This is a genomic window from Sporosarcina sp. 6E9 (assembly GCF_017921835.1).
In the GTDB taxonomy this organism is placed as follows: Bacteria; Bacillota; Bacilli; order Bacillales_A; family Planococcaceae; genus Sporosarcina.
Map to the genome: position 1 here is coordinate 42,115 of NZ_JAGEMN010000001.1, position 14,576 is coordinate 56,690.

Here is a 14,576-nt window from a genome sequence, read left to right on the forward strand (position 1 = left end):
GGTATAAAGTCGTAAAATGCGGATATGTTTGATAAATGTTCGGATATACGGTGGAAACATACGTATAAATTCAGCAGACTGTCGGATATGCAGCAGAAACATGCGGATATATTCATCAGAATGTCGGATATATGAAAAATAATGCTCCCATCAATTATGAATTTCAAAATGCCTGTGCAAACAATGATCATTTGTTTGCACAGGCATTTTTATGTACTTTGCGCATTTAGTAATGTATACTTTGATAAAGTGGACATTAGTTATCCATGTTAGAGGAAGAGGTGAATAACTTGAGAATGAAAACAGGAGTGGAACAAGCTGTATATGCCATTCTCCTATTAAATATGTTGCCCGATAAAGCTGTACTACCAGGCGAAGCAATCAGTCAAAAGTTAGGCACATCGCCTTCATACTCTCAGAAATTATTGAGAAGATTAGTCAGTGCGGATTTGATAGCCTCTGTTCCTGGGGTAAAAGGCGGATTTAAATTATATAAAAAACCTGAAGACATTCGAATATACGATATTTATCTAGCGATAGAAGGACATCAATCACTTTATTCCCCGAGCGGTATTCTCGATGACCTGCTGGATTTGGAAGAAGAAGAACAATGTTGCTTACTTACAGATTTAATGGATGAGGCTGAGGGTGCTTGGAAAACTGTGTTAAAGCGTAAAACAATCGCCTCATTATCTGATGAAATTCTAGCAGATCGTTTTTCAGAACAAGTGACTGCATTACAGGAATTGATTCGAGAAAAAATGGTTATATAGGGGGATTCCCATGGGGAAGTTTCAGTCGCATCAAGGTTTTACACGTACGTTTAAAGAAAATAAATTGACGCTTGGATTATTATTTCCACTAGAGGCGTATTCGGGCAGTTTCCCTAAAATGGATTTAGCAGAACAAATCACACTTGCCAAGACGGTAGAAGATTTAGGATTTGCTTCTCTATTTGTAAGAGATTCGCCGCTGTACGATCCAAATTTTGGAGATGTGGGCTTTCTCTATGATTCGCTCATGTTTTTAACGTATGCGGCGGCACATACTGAAAAAATCGCATTAGGTACAGCAAGTATCGTTACACCTTTACGAAATCCACTTCATTTGGCGAAAGCAGCTGCGACTTTGGATAGCTTATCCGGGCAACGTTTCTTATTTGGGGCAGCGACAGGAGACCGTCCCATTGAGTTCCCAGCATTTAAAATAGATTCGAATGATAAAGAAGCATTATTTAGGGAATCTATAGAAGTGATGAGAAAGTTATGGCGAGAATCATTCCCAGAAATTCAAACTGAACAAGTTGAATTGACGGTAGGTGACGTTGTGCCAAAACCTAAACTAGGTGATATCCCGATTTTCGGAACCGGTTATTCGGGTCAAACAATTGAGTGGTTGGCACAACATACGGATGGTTGGTTATTTTACGCACAAGGCGTGAATGAACAACGGGAACTTATTAAGAACTGGCATGAGTCCGCAGGCGGATTTAAACCGTTCACACAACCCGTTGCACTCGATTTATCCGAAAATCCAAACGAGGCTCCAAAGCCGATAACCGGCGGATTTAGAGCGGGTTATAAATTCATCATCGATTATTTATATGCGTATCAGGATGCGGGGGTCAACCATGTGCTATTTGGATTGAAATCTGGAAGCCGCCCTGCGAATGAAGTCATTCAAGAGTTAGGCGAATATGTGGTTCCGCATTTTCCATCACATTTAAAGTAGAAAGAAGTGTGTAAAATGATAAAAGAATTAGAGCGCATCAATCAATTGGCAAAAAAACAACGTGAAGAAGGTTTAACCAATGCTGAAAAGGTCGAGCAAAAAGCGTTGCGAGAAGATTACTTGCGACAAATTCGCGGGCAAGTGCTGGATACATTTTCTGGTTTAACAGTCATCGATCCATTAGGAAATGATGTCACGCCAGATAAAGTGCGCGATTTTAAAAAGGAAGGAAGTTAAGTATATGAAACTAAGTGTATTAGACCAAGCACCGATTACAAAAGGAAATACTGCCGCGGATGCTTTGAAAAAAGCAGAGGAATTGGCCATTTTAGCAGATGAACTAGGTTACACAAGAATGTGGATGGCCGAGCATCACGGAACGAATACTTTTGCCAGTTCTGCACCTGAAGTAACGGCTGCCCATTTAGCGGCGAAAACAAAGAATCTGCGAATCGGAACGGGTGGCGTCATGATGATGCACTACTCGCCATTGAAGTTGGCGGAAGTATTTAAAACATTAAGCGCATTTTCACCAGGTCGAATCGACTTTGGCGTGGGGCGGGCACCAGGCGGCGATAATCATTCGATTTACGCTTTATCCGAAGGACGCCAGCCGATGACAAGCAATATGTACGAGAAATTTGAACTCGCCATGCAATTGATCAACGATGAAGTGCCGGAAGATAATTTGTACAATAAAACCATCGCTACACCGGCCCAAGTAGTACTACCTGAAGCTTGGCTGTTAGGGTCAACTGGGAATAGCGCAATTCAAGCCGGGCGCATGGGAGTCGGCTATTCATTTGCAGAGTTTTTCATGGGTGGCATGACGAGAGAAATTTTAGATGCCTATCGAAAGAACTTTGAACCAACTGTGTTTATGGAAAAACCAGAAATTAAAGTAACGTATATGGTCACAACAGCTGAAACTGCCGAAGAGGCTGAGTATGAGGCATTGCCGCAAGATATTTGGCGTCTATTGTTTACGAAAGGGCGTATCGGCCAAGTATTGTCACCAGAAGAGGCTGCAAACTTTCAATTGACCGAAATGGACCGCATGACGATTCAACAAAATCGCAGCATTCATATCGTCGGATCAGCGAAAGAAGTGGCAACTAAATTACGAGAAGAGCAAGCGCAATACGGTTTTGATGAGGCAATGATTTGTAGCATTCCTCATTCACAGGAAAAACGCCTTGAGGTTTATCGTTTGTTGGCGAAAGAATTGTTTTAACACGAATTAGGAAAGTCCCTATCATTCGGATACAAAGCGAATGGTGGGGACTTTTTTGATATTTTTCTAGCCGTACGGCGATTATGTCCGCGCAATTCCTCACAATGTCCGTCCAATCATTTAAAAAGCCTGATTATGTCCACGCAATCGCGAAAGATGTACACTCAAAATTCGTCGTGACGACGAATTCCTCTCCGCACGGTACGAAGTCCTCCCGTCGTCTTCCGAAGTCCTCTCCGCACGGTACGAAGTCCGCGCAATCCGTCATAAAGTTCTCTGAAAAAACTAAAAGAGTAGCAGAAGCCACTCTTAATTAGACAATTCTCGTATCATGTTTTTAATAGCGAATAGATTCAGTAGGTCATTTCATTCTAATCTCTTCTTAATTTTTTCAAAGTGTAATATAAAATGAAATAGATTCCAACGCAAATTAGTGCCATCACAACGAATGGAAGAAAGCCCAGAACTACATCCAATTCAACATCAATCCTTTCAGCTCTACTTCGTGCTTGCTATTTCAGCTTAAATTCTTCTCTATAATTAGTAACCTCTTTCAACGCTTTTTCTTCCGTAGGAATCCGAACTGATAGCATCCATATATTTAAGAGCGAGAAAATAACAGCTGTAAAGTAAGCACTGAATATTAACGGAAGAACGAGTATTTCTGTTGCTACAATCACATAATTAGGATGACGTATAAATTGATAAGGCCCTTTTTTCACGACATCGGCACCGGGTAAAATAATAATTTTGGTGTTCCAAAACTTGCCCAAGGAGACAAGGCACCAGACCCTGGCGATTTGCGCTAGCAAGAATACAGAAAGAAGCGGGATCCAAAATGGCGATAGCGGTTTATTTGTTAGGAATACTTCTAAAAGAAGTGAAATGAAAAATGCAATATGCATAGTGACCATGATTGGGTAGTGGGTGGCACCTGCTTCAAATGCACCTTGACTCCGCATCCATTTTTCATTTCTATTCGCAATAATTAGTTCAACGAGTCGTTGGATAATGACAATGAAAATGATCATGTAAAATAGCATCCCGACTTCACCTCATTCCCACTTCAATAAAAGAAGTTCTCCACAAAAGCCTGGTCCAAGGGCGGCCATCAACCCGTAGTCGCCAACATCTGGTTTGTTCACCATGAATCGTTCAAGTACATATAGAATCGTCGGGGATGACATATTTCCATTCTCCCGTAATATATCCCTTGATACATCCGTTTTAGTCGAATCAAATCCTAGCGCAGCTTCATAAGATTCCAATACTTTTTTGCCGCCAGGATGTGCGACGAAATGGGCAATATCATCTTTCGTTAATTCATTAACAGCTAGAAATTCATGAACAAACGGACCGAGCCACTTCGTAATAATACTTGGAATACTTTTTGAAAATATAACATGGAGACCGCTGTTTTTCACATCCCAGCCCATGACATCCTCCGAATCGGGCATGAATTTTGAAGAAGTTGCCATTATGTTCGGTGTGGGTTGATTTGCTTTGATAGTTGAATGATCTCCTGCGACCAATGCACAAGCTACACCATCGGAAAATAATGAGGCGCCTACAAGATTGCTCTTAGAATAGTCGTCTTTTTGAAACGTCAAACTGCATAATTCAACGGATAAAACGAGTACATTGGCAGTTGGATAGGCGAGACAGAATTCATAAGCTCGACTTATGCCAGCAGCACCGCCTGCACAACCAAGGCCCCAGATTGGAACGCGCTTGGTATCGTCGCGAAAGGGAAGTAGATTCATAATCCGCGCTTCAATGCTCGGTGTTGAAATTCCGCTACTGGAGATGAAAAAAATAGCGTCTATTTCAGATGCGTCGACAGGGCGATTCAGTGTATGTTCGCCTTTTAAACAGGATGTTACGGCTTGAACTCCGTATTCTACGGCATGTTTTATATAAAGTGCATTGCGTTCTTCGAAATCATGTTCCTTTTCAAACCAATCTAGTGGCATGCAAATATTCCGAGTTTCAATATCGCCATTATCAAAAACGCGTAACAGTCTTTCAATATTTGAAAACCGTTCACTGAATAATGCACGGGTTAATTCGGCCGCCTGATGTTGTTGTATTTCATGGGGCGGTTTAAAAGTGCTCACAGAAAGAATTTTTGGCATAGGTCCCTCCGTAGAAAATTATTTGTTGTTATCTAACTATTCTAAACTCTGGAGTGCAAGCATGTCCAATGATGAAAAATTATAATTCATGTAATATAAAGTCACTAGGTTAGGAGTGATGTTAATGACCCTAAAATTAAGCATCTTAGATCAATCACCAATTGCTGAAGGAAGTACGGCAATGGAATCATTAAAATATACTGCAGAACTTGCTAGAAAAGCTGAAAAATGGGGCTATACGCGTTTCTGGGTTTCCGAACATCATGATGCGGCGACACTCGCAGGTTCATCACCAGAAATCTTGATGGCGCATTTGGCGACCGTTACATCATCCATCCGAATTGGTTCAGGCGGCGTGATGCTTCCACATTATTCTGCTTACAAAGTCGCTGAAAACTTTAAGTTATTGGAGGCATTGTTCCCCGGAAGAATCGATGCCGGGGTTGGCCGTGCCCCGGGTGGAATGCCACGAGCTACCTATGCACTAAATGACGGGGAATACCGGGATATCCATAAATTCCCCCAGCAAGTAGATGATTTACACATGTACCTGCATGATACAATGCCTGAAGCTCATCCATACTTCGGGTTGAAAGCAACACCGATGACAAAGTCTGTACCACCAATCTGGATGTTGGGTTCGAGTCCTAGTTCTGCCGCATTAGCTGCCGAGAAAGGTTTGCCCTATATGTTTGCCCAATTTATTAACGGTGAAGGCGGGATAACGTCAGCCAAACATTATCGTGAAACATTTCAACCTTCAAAAACTTTGCAGAAACCTAAACAGGCAGTTGCAGTTTTCTTCGCGTGTGCTGAAACAGAAGAAGAAGCCGAGCGAATTGCTTCTTCACTCGACCTATCGCTCATTCTTTCTGCACAAGGGATCCCTTCAAAAGGAACGCCTTCACCAGAAAAAGCACTTGTCTATCCATACACAGATTATGAGAAACCGCATGTAATTGAAAATAGAAAGCGAATGATTGTTGGCACACCCAAAACAGTACGATCACAAATCGAACAACTGGCAGCAGATTTTGGTGCTGATGAAGTTATGCTCGTCATGATTGCTTATGACTTTCAAGACAAACTCAAATCTTATGAATTAATCGCAAATGAGATGTTGAAATAATGTTCTTTGATTATATGTATGGTCTGCGCCAACTATGCGGCAGATCAACTAGGTGTTTCTAGGAAACTGATCGCAATGACTTTTTCAGTCGCACTATTATACTCAATACGCACAAAAACACCGAATTCATGGTCATCTTCTTTTAACCAAAGCTTAAACTTTTCAACCGTTGAATCGCCTATAGATTCGCTACCTTCATGGAGGTAGTCAATAATATTGGCAGCAGGATACTTCGCTTGGGTTTCCTGCACAGCAAGTTTTCCCCATTTCGCGTAAGCAGGAACTTCTGTTTGAGCATTGGCAAGGATTTGGACATGGGCAGGTGCAGCATTAACAATCGTAAAAATTCCAAGCGCAATAAAAGTTTTTCGCATCATTTGTCATCTCCTTCTCGGTAGGATGTGTCATTTGCGAAAAATCATTCTAATGAATTGGAGGAGAGACAATGGACTTAATCCCGACACCGTATCAACTTGGGCAGAAAGCTAAACATATCGCCAAACTTCAAACGCTGGAGAATGCATCCATCATTAATATTCAACTGAAAAAAGGCGAAACAATCGCTGAACATGATTCTCGTCGAGATGTTGTAATTGTCGTTCGAAAAGGCGCTGTCATCTTTGACGTTGAAGGTACAGAAACAATTGTTAAACAAGATAATATGCTCTATATGAAGCCTTTTGAAAAACATAGTCTGCTTGCTGTTGAAGACACGGATCTTTTAGTATTTCAAATCATGCCATGAAAAAAGCCTGCTGAAAAATCAGCAGGCTTTAGTTTTTATTTGTCGTTAGTTCCTTACATAACTTTTTCAAGCTGTTTTCGAATTTGATGGTATTCTCCTTCGAACGTTTTTTTGGCCCTCTTAATCGCCCACCACTCATTCGAATTTTTTGTGCTGTATGACGTGCAAATAGAAGTTGATCGATATTGTCATCCGTATAGCGGCGGCCATTTTGGTCAATTGGATGCCCTTGTTTCGCGAGCACCATCGCGGCTAATCCATAGTCTTGCGTGACGACAATATCATTTTTTTGAACCCGGTTAACCAGGACGAAATCGACTGCATCCGCCCCTTTGGAAACAATGACTGTTTCCGCGCCTTCACGATGCATTTCATGTGCCGTATCGCAAATGAGGATGCACCGAAATCCATATTGTTTCGCAATTTGTATGGTTTCATTTACCACTGGACATGCATCTGCATCGATAAGAATTGCAGGCATAAACCCGCCTCCCTTATTCATTTCTACGTCTAGTATAACAAAAATAGAACTTTATTCTTGATTATTATTTCATCGATAACTTTAATACGGATACAGCCACTAATTTAGCGACTTCATCCAAACGCTCCTTACTGATTTTATCAATTTCATCATGTGGAGAATGATACCATTCTTCCAGTGGAAAATAACTGAACAAAGCTGCATCGATGCCAACTTTGTGAAATGGCGCATGGTCACTTAGATCTGTCAATTCAAGCGGGATTTTTTGATTCGACTTGGCAGTATCTGTCACTGTATTGGAAAAACCATCTACAGTGAACATTGTGAGTGGACCTGCATCCGCGCTACCGACCATATCCATATTTAACATAGCTTCAGTATTTTTGATTTCTTTTTGCGTCATTTCATCTACATATTTTTCCGAACCTAATAACCCAAGTTCTTCGGCACCGAAAAATAAAAAACGAAGCTCTTTATCGGTTTTCACACTTTCTAAAACACGCGCAATTTCTAGAAGAACAGCAGTTCCACTTGCATTATCACTTGCGCCAGGGGATGACTCCACTGAATCATAATGAGCCCCGACGATAATAATTTCATCAGAAGTCTTGGACGGTTTTGTCACAAGTATGTTTTGTGATTCATGTTTCTCAATATTGGCGCCTTCAATTGTAATGGTTCCGGTTAAGGATTTATTGTCGTCCATGAGGTTTAGTAATGATTTCCCCTCATTGGGAGACAATGCGATGGTCGGAATATAATCGTCATGATGTTTTCCAAGCGACCAACCATCATTCTGCAAACCATCTTTGAAGACAATAATTATGCCGACAGCACCGGCTCCAGCAGCATTCAGAACCATTTCCTCGAAATACACATCGCTAATTGATGCAACCACAATTTTTCCTAAGACATCGTTTGTTTCATAATCGGATGCCAATCCTTTATCGACGTTTATTAATTCGGCTGTAACGTCGCCGGAAACCGAGTACTGAAATGGCGCGGGTGAAAATGATTTTTCTATACCTTCAATCGTCAATTCCACCTGGTTAGGAAAAATATATTGATCAAAATCGAAGGGTTGAGATTCCACAGAATAACCGTACGTTTCTAATTGATCGGTTATGAAATTCGCTGCATTTTTTTCAGAAGCTGTACCTGCAACGCGTGGCTCCTTTGAGAGTTCTTCTGCGTTCGAATAAATTCTATCGACATCAAGACTATCTAAAATAGCAGAACCAACATGATCTCTAGAATCGCTAGTTACTTCTTGAACAGGTGGAGAGCAAGCAGTGATGGAGATACATAGTACTAACAAGATGGGAGTTAAAATCGTTTTTCGAACCATGTCATCCCTCCTTTCAAATTATGAGAATTATACCATAAATACAACTAAGCAAGACCTGTATGCGTTTCAAATGGTTTGTTTCGGGGGATAGTGAGAAAAAGAAGGGAATTGGAGGGAGTTTAAAAAATGTTTGAGAAACCAGAAGAAGCTCGAATGACCGAAGAGGAAGCAGCCAAATACGGAAGAGAAATTGATGCGAAAAATGCATTATATGAAAATGTCGTTGTGGAGGACAGCGTAAATGCGTTATCTCCGGAGGAAATCCCGCCGCCTATATCTGAAGAAGAAATCAAACGGCGGGTCGGAGAGCAAAATTATAAAAACATAAAAGATGGCGGGACTATGAATTCAATTAATAGTTAATAGCGTTGGAAAGAAGGAATCCTCTAATGTCATGTCGAAAGTTGCCTGTACACGAATGAATTTTTGGAGGGTTCAGTCTATGTTTACAACAATCGAAGAATTCCTAAATCACAGGGGACATGAAAGCGGATCAACACAAAAAATATTGAATGGGCTTACAGACGATTCATTAGCCCAAGAAGTATCGCCAGAAGACCGCACACTAGGTCGAATTGCTTGGCACATTGTACAAACGCTACATGAAATGATATCACAAACAGGCTTAGAATTTGATGGAACACTAGACGATGCACCTGTACCAGAATCTGCCGCTGAAATAGCAGATGCTTACCATTCGACCAATGAAGCAATGATTTCAGCAATGAAAGCGCAGTGGAACGACGAAGTATTGGATGAAATGAAAGATATGTACGGAGAGCAATGGACAGTCGGTACGGTTCTTGGCATCTTAACTGCACACGAAACACATCACCGCGGACAAATGACAGTGCTTATGCGTCAAGCAGGTTTACGCGTACCAGGTGTTTATGGGCCGGCTCGTGAAGAATGGACCGCGTTTGGCGGAGAAGCACCAGTTGTGTGAATTGAAAAGTATAGAGATATGTTATTTATACAATATAAAAGGCAGCTCCATATGACATTTCGACGTTATGTGGAATTGCTTTTTATTATTTTTTCGTCAATTTATTGAATAAATAGAACTTTCGGAAATATGTTCTAGGATGGGTTAATAAATCTGCATTTTAAAGAAAAATGTCCCAAGTGAATGGGGTTAAATTTGCTAGTTTAATCGCATACTGTTAGTTAACAAGAGGAGGAGGTATTTAGCATAAAGTAAAATTAATGGAATTTGTGGAGGTAACTTCCACTGCCGGTCCCTAAAGCCCAAATAAACAGGTAAGTAAAAGTCTCGAGTTGCAGCCGCCGAGTCATGGTTTTTATGTTGAGAAGCCTCTTATATCACGGGTTATATTCAGCAAAAAAACATTTTGGAGGGGACTTTAATGAGGAAAATAATTTACTTGTCATTTGTTTTTCTGATGATTTTATCCGGTAGTGGAATGAATGCATATGCTTCAAGCGTAGATATAAATGATGGATCAAAAGATTTTAATGCTTTTGTCGAATCGAAAGTCATGGAGATTAATAATCTTATAAGTCAAAGTGCAAATGATCTCGAGGATAAGGCCAATATCATCCACGAAGAAGTGGATGAGTACGTCAAATCACTATCATCAGAAGATATCGAAATGAATCTAGATCTGATGGAAATATTAATCGATAATCTTGATGCCGTTGACGAAAAAGTAAATGCAGAATTTGAAGCGGAAAATGGAATAACTGCTACATCATGGCGTTACGGAGATATATTATATTATGGAATTGGAAATACCAACGCAGTGGGAGAAAAATCATTTACAGGCCATACTGCAGTATTAACAACTACAAATTATTATGTCGTTGAAGCATCAAAAACAAAAAAGAGCGGGAACAAAGTGTTCCATTGGAATAGAACAAATATGTGGCAAGGTGCATCTGGCATTAAACAATATAAAGTGACTTCTAAACTGGGAAAGAACGCAACCACAACCGAACGGAGAACAGCGGTAACCTATGGGTTAAATCAAGTCGGAAAACCATACTCGATGTTGACATCTATTTTCGCGAGCGATAAATGGTATTGCTCAAAACTGACGATGAGAATGTGGTATAACGCAGGTTATGACTTGAGGGGGACTAGAGGTATGACAATCGGGGGAATTATTGCCGTAATTCCGTACGATATCATAATCGACTTAAACACACGTTTGCACAAAACGTGGGGAAGTAGTACACCGGGTTATTCTTGACCTAGATTATTGGAATGAGGCTGAATAATGAACAAGAGATTAGGTTTATTCGCATTATGCTTAGTTGTACTCGCGGCAGTTATTGTTATTTTTCAAGTGTTTAAAAGTCATAGCGAAGCGAGTACGCGAAGTGTCATTAATGGGATTGAAAACTTTACTGTTGAAGATGGTCATTATTATTTAATGTATCCGTCAGATCATCGTGTGTCTCAAGGGTTTACGTTAGTGAAAGAAGTTTCGGAAACTGGAGAAGTGATGAAAGAGTTTGAAATTAAAGACGAAGATTTCAGACGTGCAGCCATTCACCAAAAGCCAAATGATCCTAATCGATTATATATCTCTCTTTTCGGTGAAGCAGTGGTAGAAGATTTTTACTACACGTATGACATGTCTAAACAGAAATTTGAACAAGTTCCGTTGACATACTTTCAGCACAATGTTGGTGTCAATCATATCATGCATTATGGGACGGATGTTATATTCAACACAATCGCATCTCATAAAACAGGGGACCAGGATTACAATAGTCAAACCGGTGATTTTAAAATGTCAATCTCCAATTTCACTGAGGAAAAAAGCTATGAAACGGAATATGGACGTGCGCCGGATTGGTCACCTATCTTACAATTCAACAATAACTTTATTTACGCGGGAAGCGGACAGGTGAATGATGCTGGAATCCCGGAGAATACATTTATTGCGATTGCCGACCCTAATAAGGGCACTGCAGAGTATATGAACTTCGATAGAAAAGCGGTTGAATTTGCACCGATTTTCACGACAGAAGAACATGCTTATATTCTCGCAGATACGGGTGAACTATTCGTTATGGACAAAGATTTAGCGTATGAAACATACGAACCGTACAAAGACTTGCCGAAACAAGATATCTACTACAGTGCTGGTCAATTTCTAATGTTAAACGAAGAAGTGGCTTTACAGGGTATCCATCAAGACGGAAAAACGACGCTCGGTTTGTTAACTTTATCGAAAGAACCGAAATTCGACCTTCTTGAAAAAGACTATCTGAATCCAGCTAACGATTACAAAATTTTATATCAAGATCATAAAAATAATAGCATCTATATTGTAGAAGGGGCAGGCGATGATAAGAAAGGGAATTTGCTAGTCATCGATAATACGAACTTCGATCTGATTCATAAAATTCCGATTGAATATCATTATTTGCTAGATATGGTCATTAAAAACTAATAGAAAAAAGAGCAGTTCCGCTTAACTGTAATAAGAGGATCTGCTCTTTATTGATTGAATAAGTTGCTACTTAACTGTGATTCTTCCATTATCTGATTTCAATCGAATGGTATTTTCCCCAGCGCCAATGACTGTACGCGAGTTACTATCCCCAAAAATATCTACACGACCATGACCTGTTTTGGCATGGATGGAAACGTTCGTTGGTTCCATTCTTGATTCTACCAAAATACTGCCATTATCTGTTTTCAAATCGATATTCCGATCTAGATTTTCCGTTTGTAAAATAATTCGTCCATTGTCTGTAATTCCCACAACGGAACCTTTTACATGTTCAAGCACAATTCGCCCGTTATCCGATTCGGCACCGATACTTTCGGCATCGATATGGCTCATTTCAATTCGTCCGTTATCCGTCTTCGTTCTGACATGATCCACTTGAACATTTTCTAGGTCAATGCGGCCATTATCTGTTTCGGCTGTTAGGGAAGTGGCAGCAATTTCTTTTAGTTGAATGCGTCCATTGTCCGTGTTTGCAGTTACAGTCTTCCCAATAATTTTAGTAGCGTCAATACGGCCATTATCCGTTTTCATCGCAAACTTTTGGTACAACTTCTTTGGAATAAACACGTTAAGAGTCACTGCTTTCATATTAAAATTGAACATTAATAACCAATGACGTAAACTTTTCAACCGGACAACTAAAGTATCGCCGACTACTTGCGCAGTCAATTCAAGTTTCTCATTCGAGCCGATGAGTTCCACAGTCGTTGTCGTATCGTGAGCGGGTCTAACAAAAAGTGCGCCGTGTTGAACATCGATATCGACATTTGTATAGCTGTTATCTGTAATTGTAATGTATTCATCGCTTATTTTCGCAGGTGTTTCATTTTGAACAAATGGATATGAATCGAGAAGGTCAGCAGCTATTTTTGCAGGAGACCCAAGGGAAGAAGCAATTTCATCGTCTGTTTTTCCGTCCTCGCGTCCATCTGAAAAATATTCGCGGATATCAATGAGAATATCGTTTCGTTCCTCTTCGGGTAAGCGATTTATAGCCGTTTCAAGTTCACTTATAAATTGGTTTTCAGTCATTTCGCACACACTCCTCGATTAATGTATTGACGCCTTCAGTGAAGTTTCGCCAATCAACCAATTGCTCGTGTAAATAAGTTCGGCCCGTATCCGTTAATTTATAGTATTTTCTCGGGGGACCTTCAGAGGATTCTTGTAGATAGGTTGTAAAATAACCTTCTTTTGTTAAACGGCGAAGTAACGGATAAACTGATCCTTCTGAGATGGAAATCTGGTTAGATATTTTTTGAACGAGTTCGTAGCCGTAGCGGTCCTGTTTGTCTAAAAGAACGAGAACGCATAGGTTTAATACGCCTTTTTTAAATTGTACATTCATTATTCTTCCGCTCCTTTCAATACTGTTTAATGAATAGTACTACCTCATGAGGAGTACCTGTTAACATAAATATATCACACAGTACTATTCAATGCAAGGTACTGTTATAAAAAATATTTATTTGTATGGTGGTTTTCTGCTAAATGAATGAAAAAGCCCAGAAATTAATCTGAGCTTAATTTCTCAACTAAAACTGAACCCGTCGCTATTATTCAAAGGTTTTTTCACTTAAAATGCTTCAACGCTTCACGCTTACTCAACGGTTTCAACGGATGTTCGGCTACAAATGCTTTCACGACTTCTGGATTCGTCTTGGCGTACTCTCGCAAAACCCAGCCAATCGCTTTTTGGATAAAGAATTCATTGGAATCCAGATGTCGCTGGATTATCTCAAATAATAAATCCGTATTCATCGCCTGTTTAAATTTTAATTGGCAGAGAATCGCAGCACGATTCGTCCACATATTATCGGACTGAGCCCATTCCAGCATCACTTTTTCACCACGTTCAGGATCTGCTTTCACAATGTCGCCAACAAACTTCGGTGCAATTGAATCCACGCTGTCCCACCAAGACTTCGTTTCGATTAGCCTACGTAATTCGGGTAAATCTTCAGCGGACAAGTGTTTCTTCATTTTCTCAAGCAATGCAAATGCCGCATACTGGTATTCACGTTCAGGTAGTTCATACAGTTTCCACACTTCCTCAAACAACTGATCAGGTTCCGGCAATGAATATTCCACAAAAACTTCGCGTAGTAATTGTTTACGAAGCGGACTTTTGATTCCCAGGAAAGTGAAATGGTTTTTCATATACGCCGCCATAGGGCCAGCTTGTTCCACATTACGATTCGCCTCAAATTTTTCAACGATTCCTTTATAATCCCATGCTTTTTTCAATCATCCCACTCCTAACTTATTACCGAAAGTGTATCATA

18 protein-coding genes are annotated in these 14,576 nt (G+C 40.2%); 10 read left to right on the forward strand and 8 right to left on the reverse strand.

Annotated elements, in window-relative coordinates; genetic code table 11:
* The first annotated feature begins 290 nt into the window (after window positions 1–290).
* From J4G36_RS00305 to J4G36_RS00320, 4 genes are read left to right on the forward strand one after another with little or no spacing between them, the layout of a single operon-like run.
* Window positions 291–773: an RrF2 family transcriptional regulator gene (locus J4G36_RS00305; protein WP_210467850.1), complete on the forward strand. Its 483-nt coding sequence runs from the start codon at window positions 291–293 to the stop codon at window positions 771–773.
* Window positions 774–783: 10 nt separating this feature from the next.
* Entirely contained in the window at window positions 784–1,731 is a 948-nt protein-coding gene (locus J4G36_RS00310) for an LLM class oxidoreductase (protein ID WP_210467851.1), read from the forward strand.
* 15 nt (window positions 1,732–1,746) lie between these two features.
* Window positions 1,747–1,968 (forward strand): DUF896 domain-containing protein, encoded by a 222-nt coding sequence (locus tag J4G36_RS00315; protein ID WP_210467852.1) that lies wholly within the window; start codon window positions 1,747–1,749, stop codon window positions 1,966–1,968.
* A gap of 4 nt (window positions 1,969–1,972) precedes the next feature.
* On the forward strand, window positions 1,973–2,965 hold the full coding sequence (locus J4G36_RS00320) for an MsnO8 family LLM class oxidoreductase (protein ID WP_210467853.1): 993 nt from the start codon (window positions 1,973–1,975) through the stop codon (window positions 2,963–2,965).
* 512 nt (window positions 2,966–3,477) lie between these two features.
* Here the strand turns inward: J4G36_RS00320 and J4G36_RS00325 are convergent.
* Both J4G36_RS00325 and J4G36_RS00330 read right to left on the reverse strand, forming a co-directional pair.
* Window positions 3,478–4,008 carry an isoprenylcysteine carboxyl methyltransferase family protein gene (locus J4G36_RS00325; RefSeq protein ID WP_210467854.1) on the reverse strand — a complete coding sequence of 177 codons (531 nt, stop codon included), beginning with the start codon at window positions 4,006–4,008 and terminating at the stop codon, window positions 3,478–3,480.
* A gap of 12 nt (window positions 4,009–4,020) precedes the next feature.
* Window positions 4,021–5,100 (reverse strand): type III polyketide synthase, encoded by a 1,080-nt coding sequence (locus tag J4G36_RS00330; protein ID WP_210467855.1) that lies wholly within the window; start codon window positions 5,098–5,100, stop codon window positions 4,021–4,023.
* Between the two features lie 124 nt (window positions 5,101–5,224).
* On the opposite strand from J4G36_RS00330, the gene J4G36_RS00335 reads away from it, so the two are divergent.
* The gene (locus J4G36_RS00335) at window positions 5,225–6,229 is read left to right on the forward strand and encodes an LLM class flavin-dependent oxidoreductase (protein WP_210467856.1); all 1,005 of its coding nucleotides are present in this window, start codon (window positions 5,225–5,227) and stop codon (window positions 6,227–6,229) included.
* 44 nt (window positions 6,230–6,273) lie between these two features.
* Here the strand turns inward: J4G36_RS00335 and J4G36_RS00340 are convergent, their stop codons facing one another.
* Entirely contained in the window at window positions 6,274–6,606 is a 333-nt protein-coding gene (locus J4G36_RS00340) for a DUF3889 domain-containing protein (RefSeq protein ID WP_483315874.1), read from the reverse strand.
* Window positions 6,607–6,674: 68 nt separating this feature from the next.
* Here J4G36_RS00340 and J4G36_RS00345 point away from each other — a divergent pair, with 68 nt between their 5' ends.
* Window positions 6,675–6,974, forward strand: coding sequence for a cupin domain-containing protein (locus J4G36_RS00345; RefSeq protein ID WP_210467857.1), 300 nt, complete (start codon window positions 6,675–6,677; stop codon window positions 6,972–6,974).
* A gap of 28 nt (window positions 6,975–7,002) precedes the next feature.
* Here the strand turns inward: J4G36_RS00345 and J4G36_RS00350 are convergent, their stop codons facing one another.
* Window positions 7,003–7,455, reverse strand: coding sequence for a YaiI/YqxD family protein (locus J4G36_RS00350; RefSeq protein ID WP_210467858.1), 453 nt, complete (start codon window positions 7,453–7,455; stop codon window positions 7,003–7,005).
* Window positions 7,456–7,519: 64 nt separating this feature from the next.
* Window positions 7,520–8,803, reverse strand: a complete 1,284-nt coding sequence (locus J4G36_RS00355) for a M28 family peptidase (protein ID WP_210467859.1) — start codon at window positions 8,801–8,803, stop codon at window positions 7,520–7,522.
* Window positions 8,804–8,929: 126 nt separating this feature from the next.
* On the opposite strand from J4G36_RS00355, the gene J4G36_RS00360 reads away from it, so the two are divergent.
* From J4G36_RS00360 to J4G36_RS00375, 4 genes are all read left to right on the forward strand, one after another.
* On the forward strand, window positions 8,930–9,166 hold the full coding sequence (locus tag J4G36_RS00360; RefSeq protein ID WP_210467860.1) for a hypothetical protein: 237 nt from the start codon (window positions 8,930–8,932) through the stop codon (window positions 9,164–9,166).
* A 79-nt stretch (window positions 9,167–9,245) separates the two neighbouring features.
* Window positions 9,246–9,749, forward strand: a complete 504-nt coding sequence (locus tag J4G36_RS00365) for a DinB family protein (protein WP_210467861.1) — start codon at window positions 9,246–9,248, stop codon at window positions 9,747–9,749.
* A 421-nt stretch (window positions 9,750–10,170) separates the two neighbouring features.
* Window positions 10,171–11,016, forward strand: coding sequence for a YiiX/YebB-like N1pC/P60 family cysteine hydrolase (locus J4G36_RS00370; protein WP_210467862.1), 846 nt, complete (start codon window positions 10,171–10,173; stop codon window positions 11,014–11,016).
* Between the two features lie 27 nt (window positions 11,017–11,043).
* On the forward strand, window positions 11,044–12,228 hold the full coding sequence (locus J4G36_RS00375) for a hypothetical protein (protein ID WP_210467863.1): 1,185 nt from the start codon (window positions 11,044–11,046) through the stop codon (window positions 12,226–12,228).
* Window positions 12,229–12,294: 66 nt separating this feature from the next.
* Here the strand turns inward: J4G36_RS00375 and J4G36_RS00380 are convergent, their stop codons facing one another.
* From J4G36_RS00380 to J4G36_RS00390, 3 genes are all read right to left on the reverse strand, one after another.
* Complete coding sequence (locus J4G36_RS00380; RefSeq protein ID WP_210467864.1) at window positions 12,295–13,323, reverse strand: DUF4097 family beta strand repeat-containing protein; 1,029 nt, start codon at window positions 13,321–13,323, stop codon at window positions 12,295–12,297.
* Complete coding sequence (locus tag J4G36_RS00385; protein WP_210467865.1) at window positions 13,316–13,639, reverse strand: PadR family transcriptional regulator; 324 nt, start codon at window positions 13,637–13,639, stop codon at window positions 13,316–13,318. Before J4G36_RS00385 ends, J4G36_RS00380 begins: the two co-directional genes overlap by 8 nt.
* A gap of 224 nt (window positions 13,640–13,863) precedes the next feature.
* Window positions 13,864–14,463: a DNA alkylation repair protein gene (locus tag J4G36_RS00390; protein ID WP_210470351.1), complete on the reverse strand. Its 600-nt coding sequence runs from the start codon at window positions 14,461–14,463 to the stop codon at window positions 13,864–13,866.
* Between the last annotated feature and the right edge of the window lie 113 nt (window positions 14,464–14,576).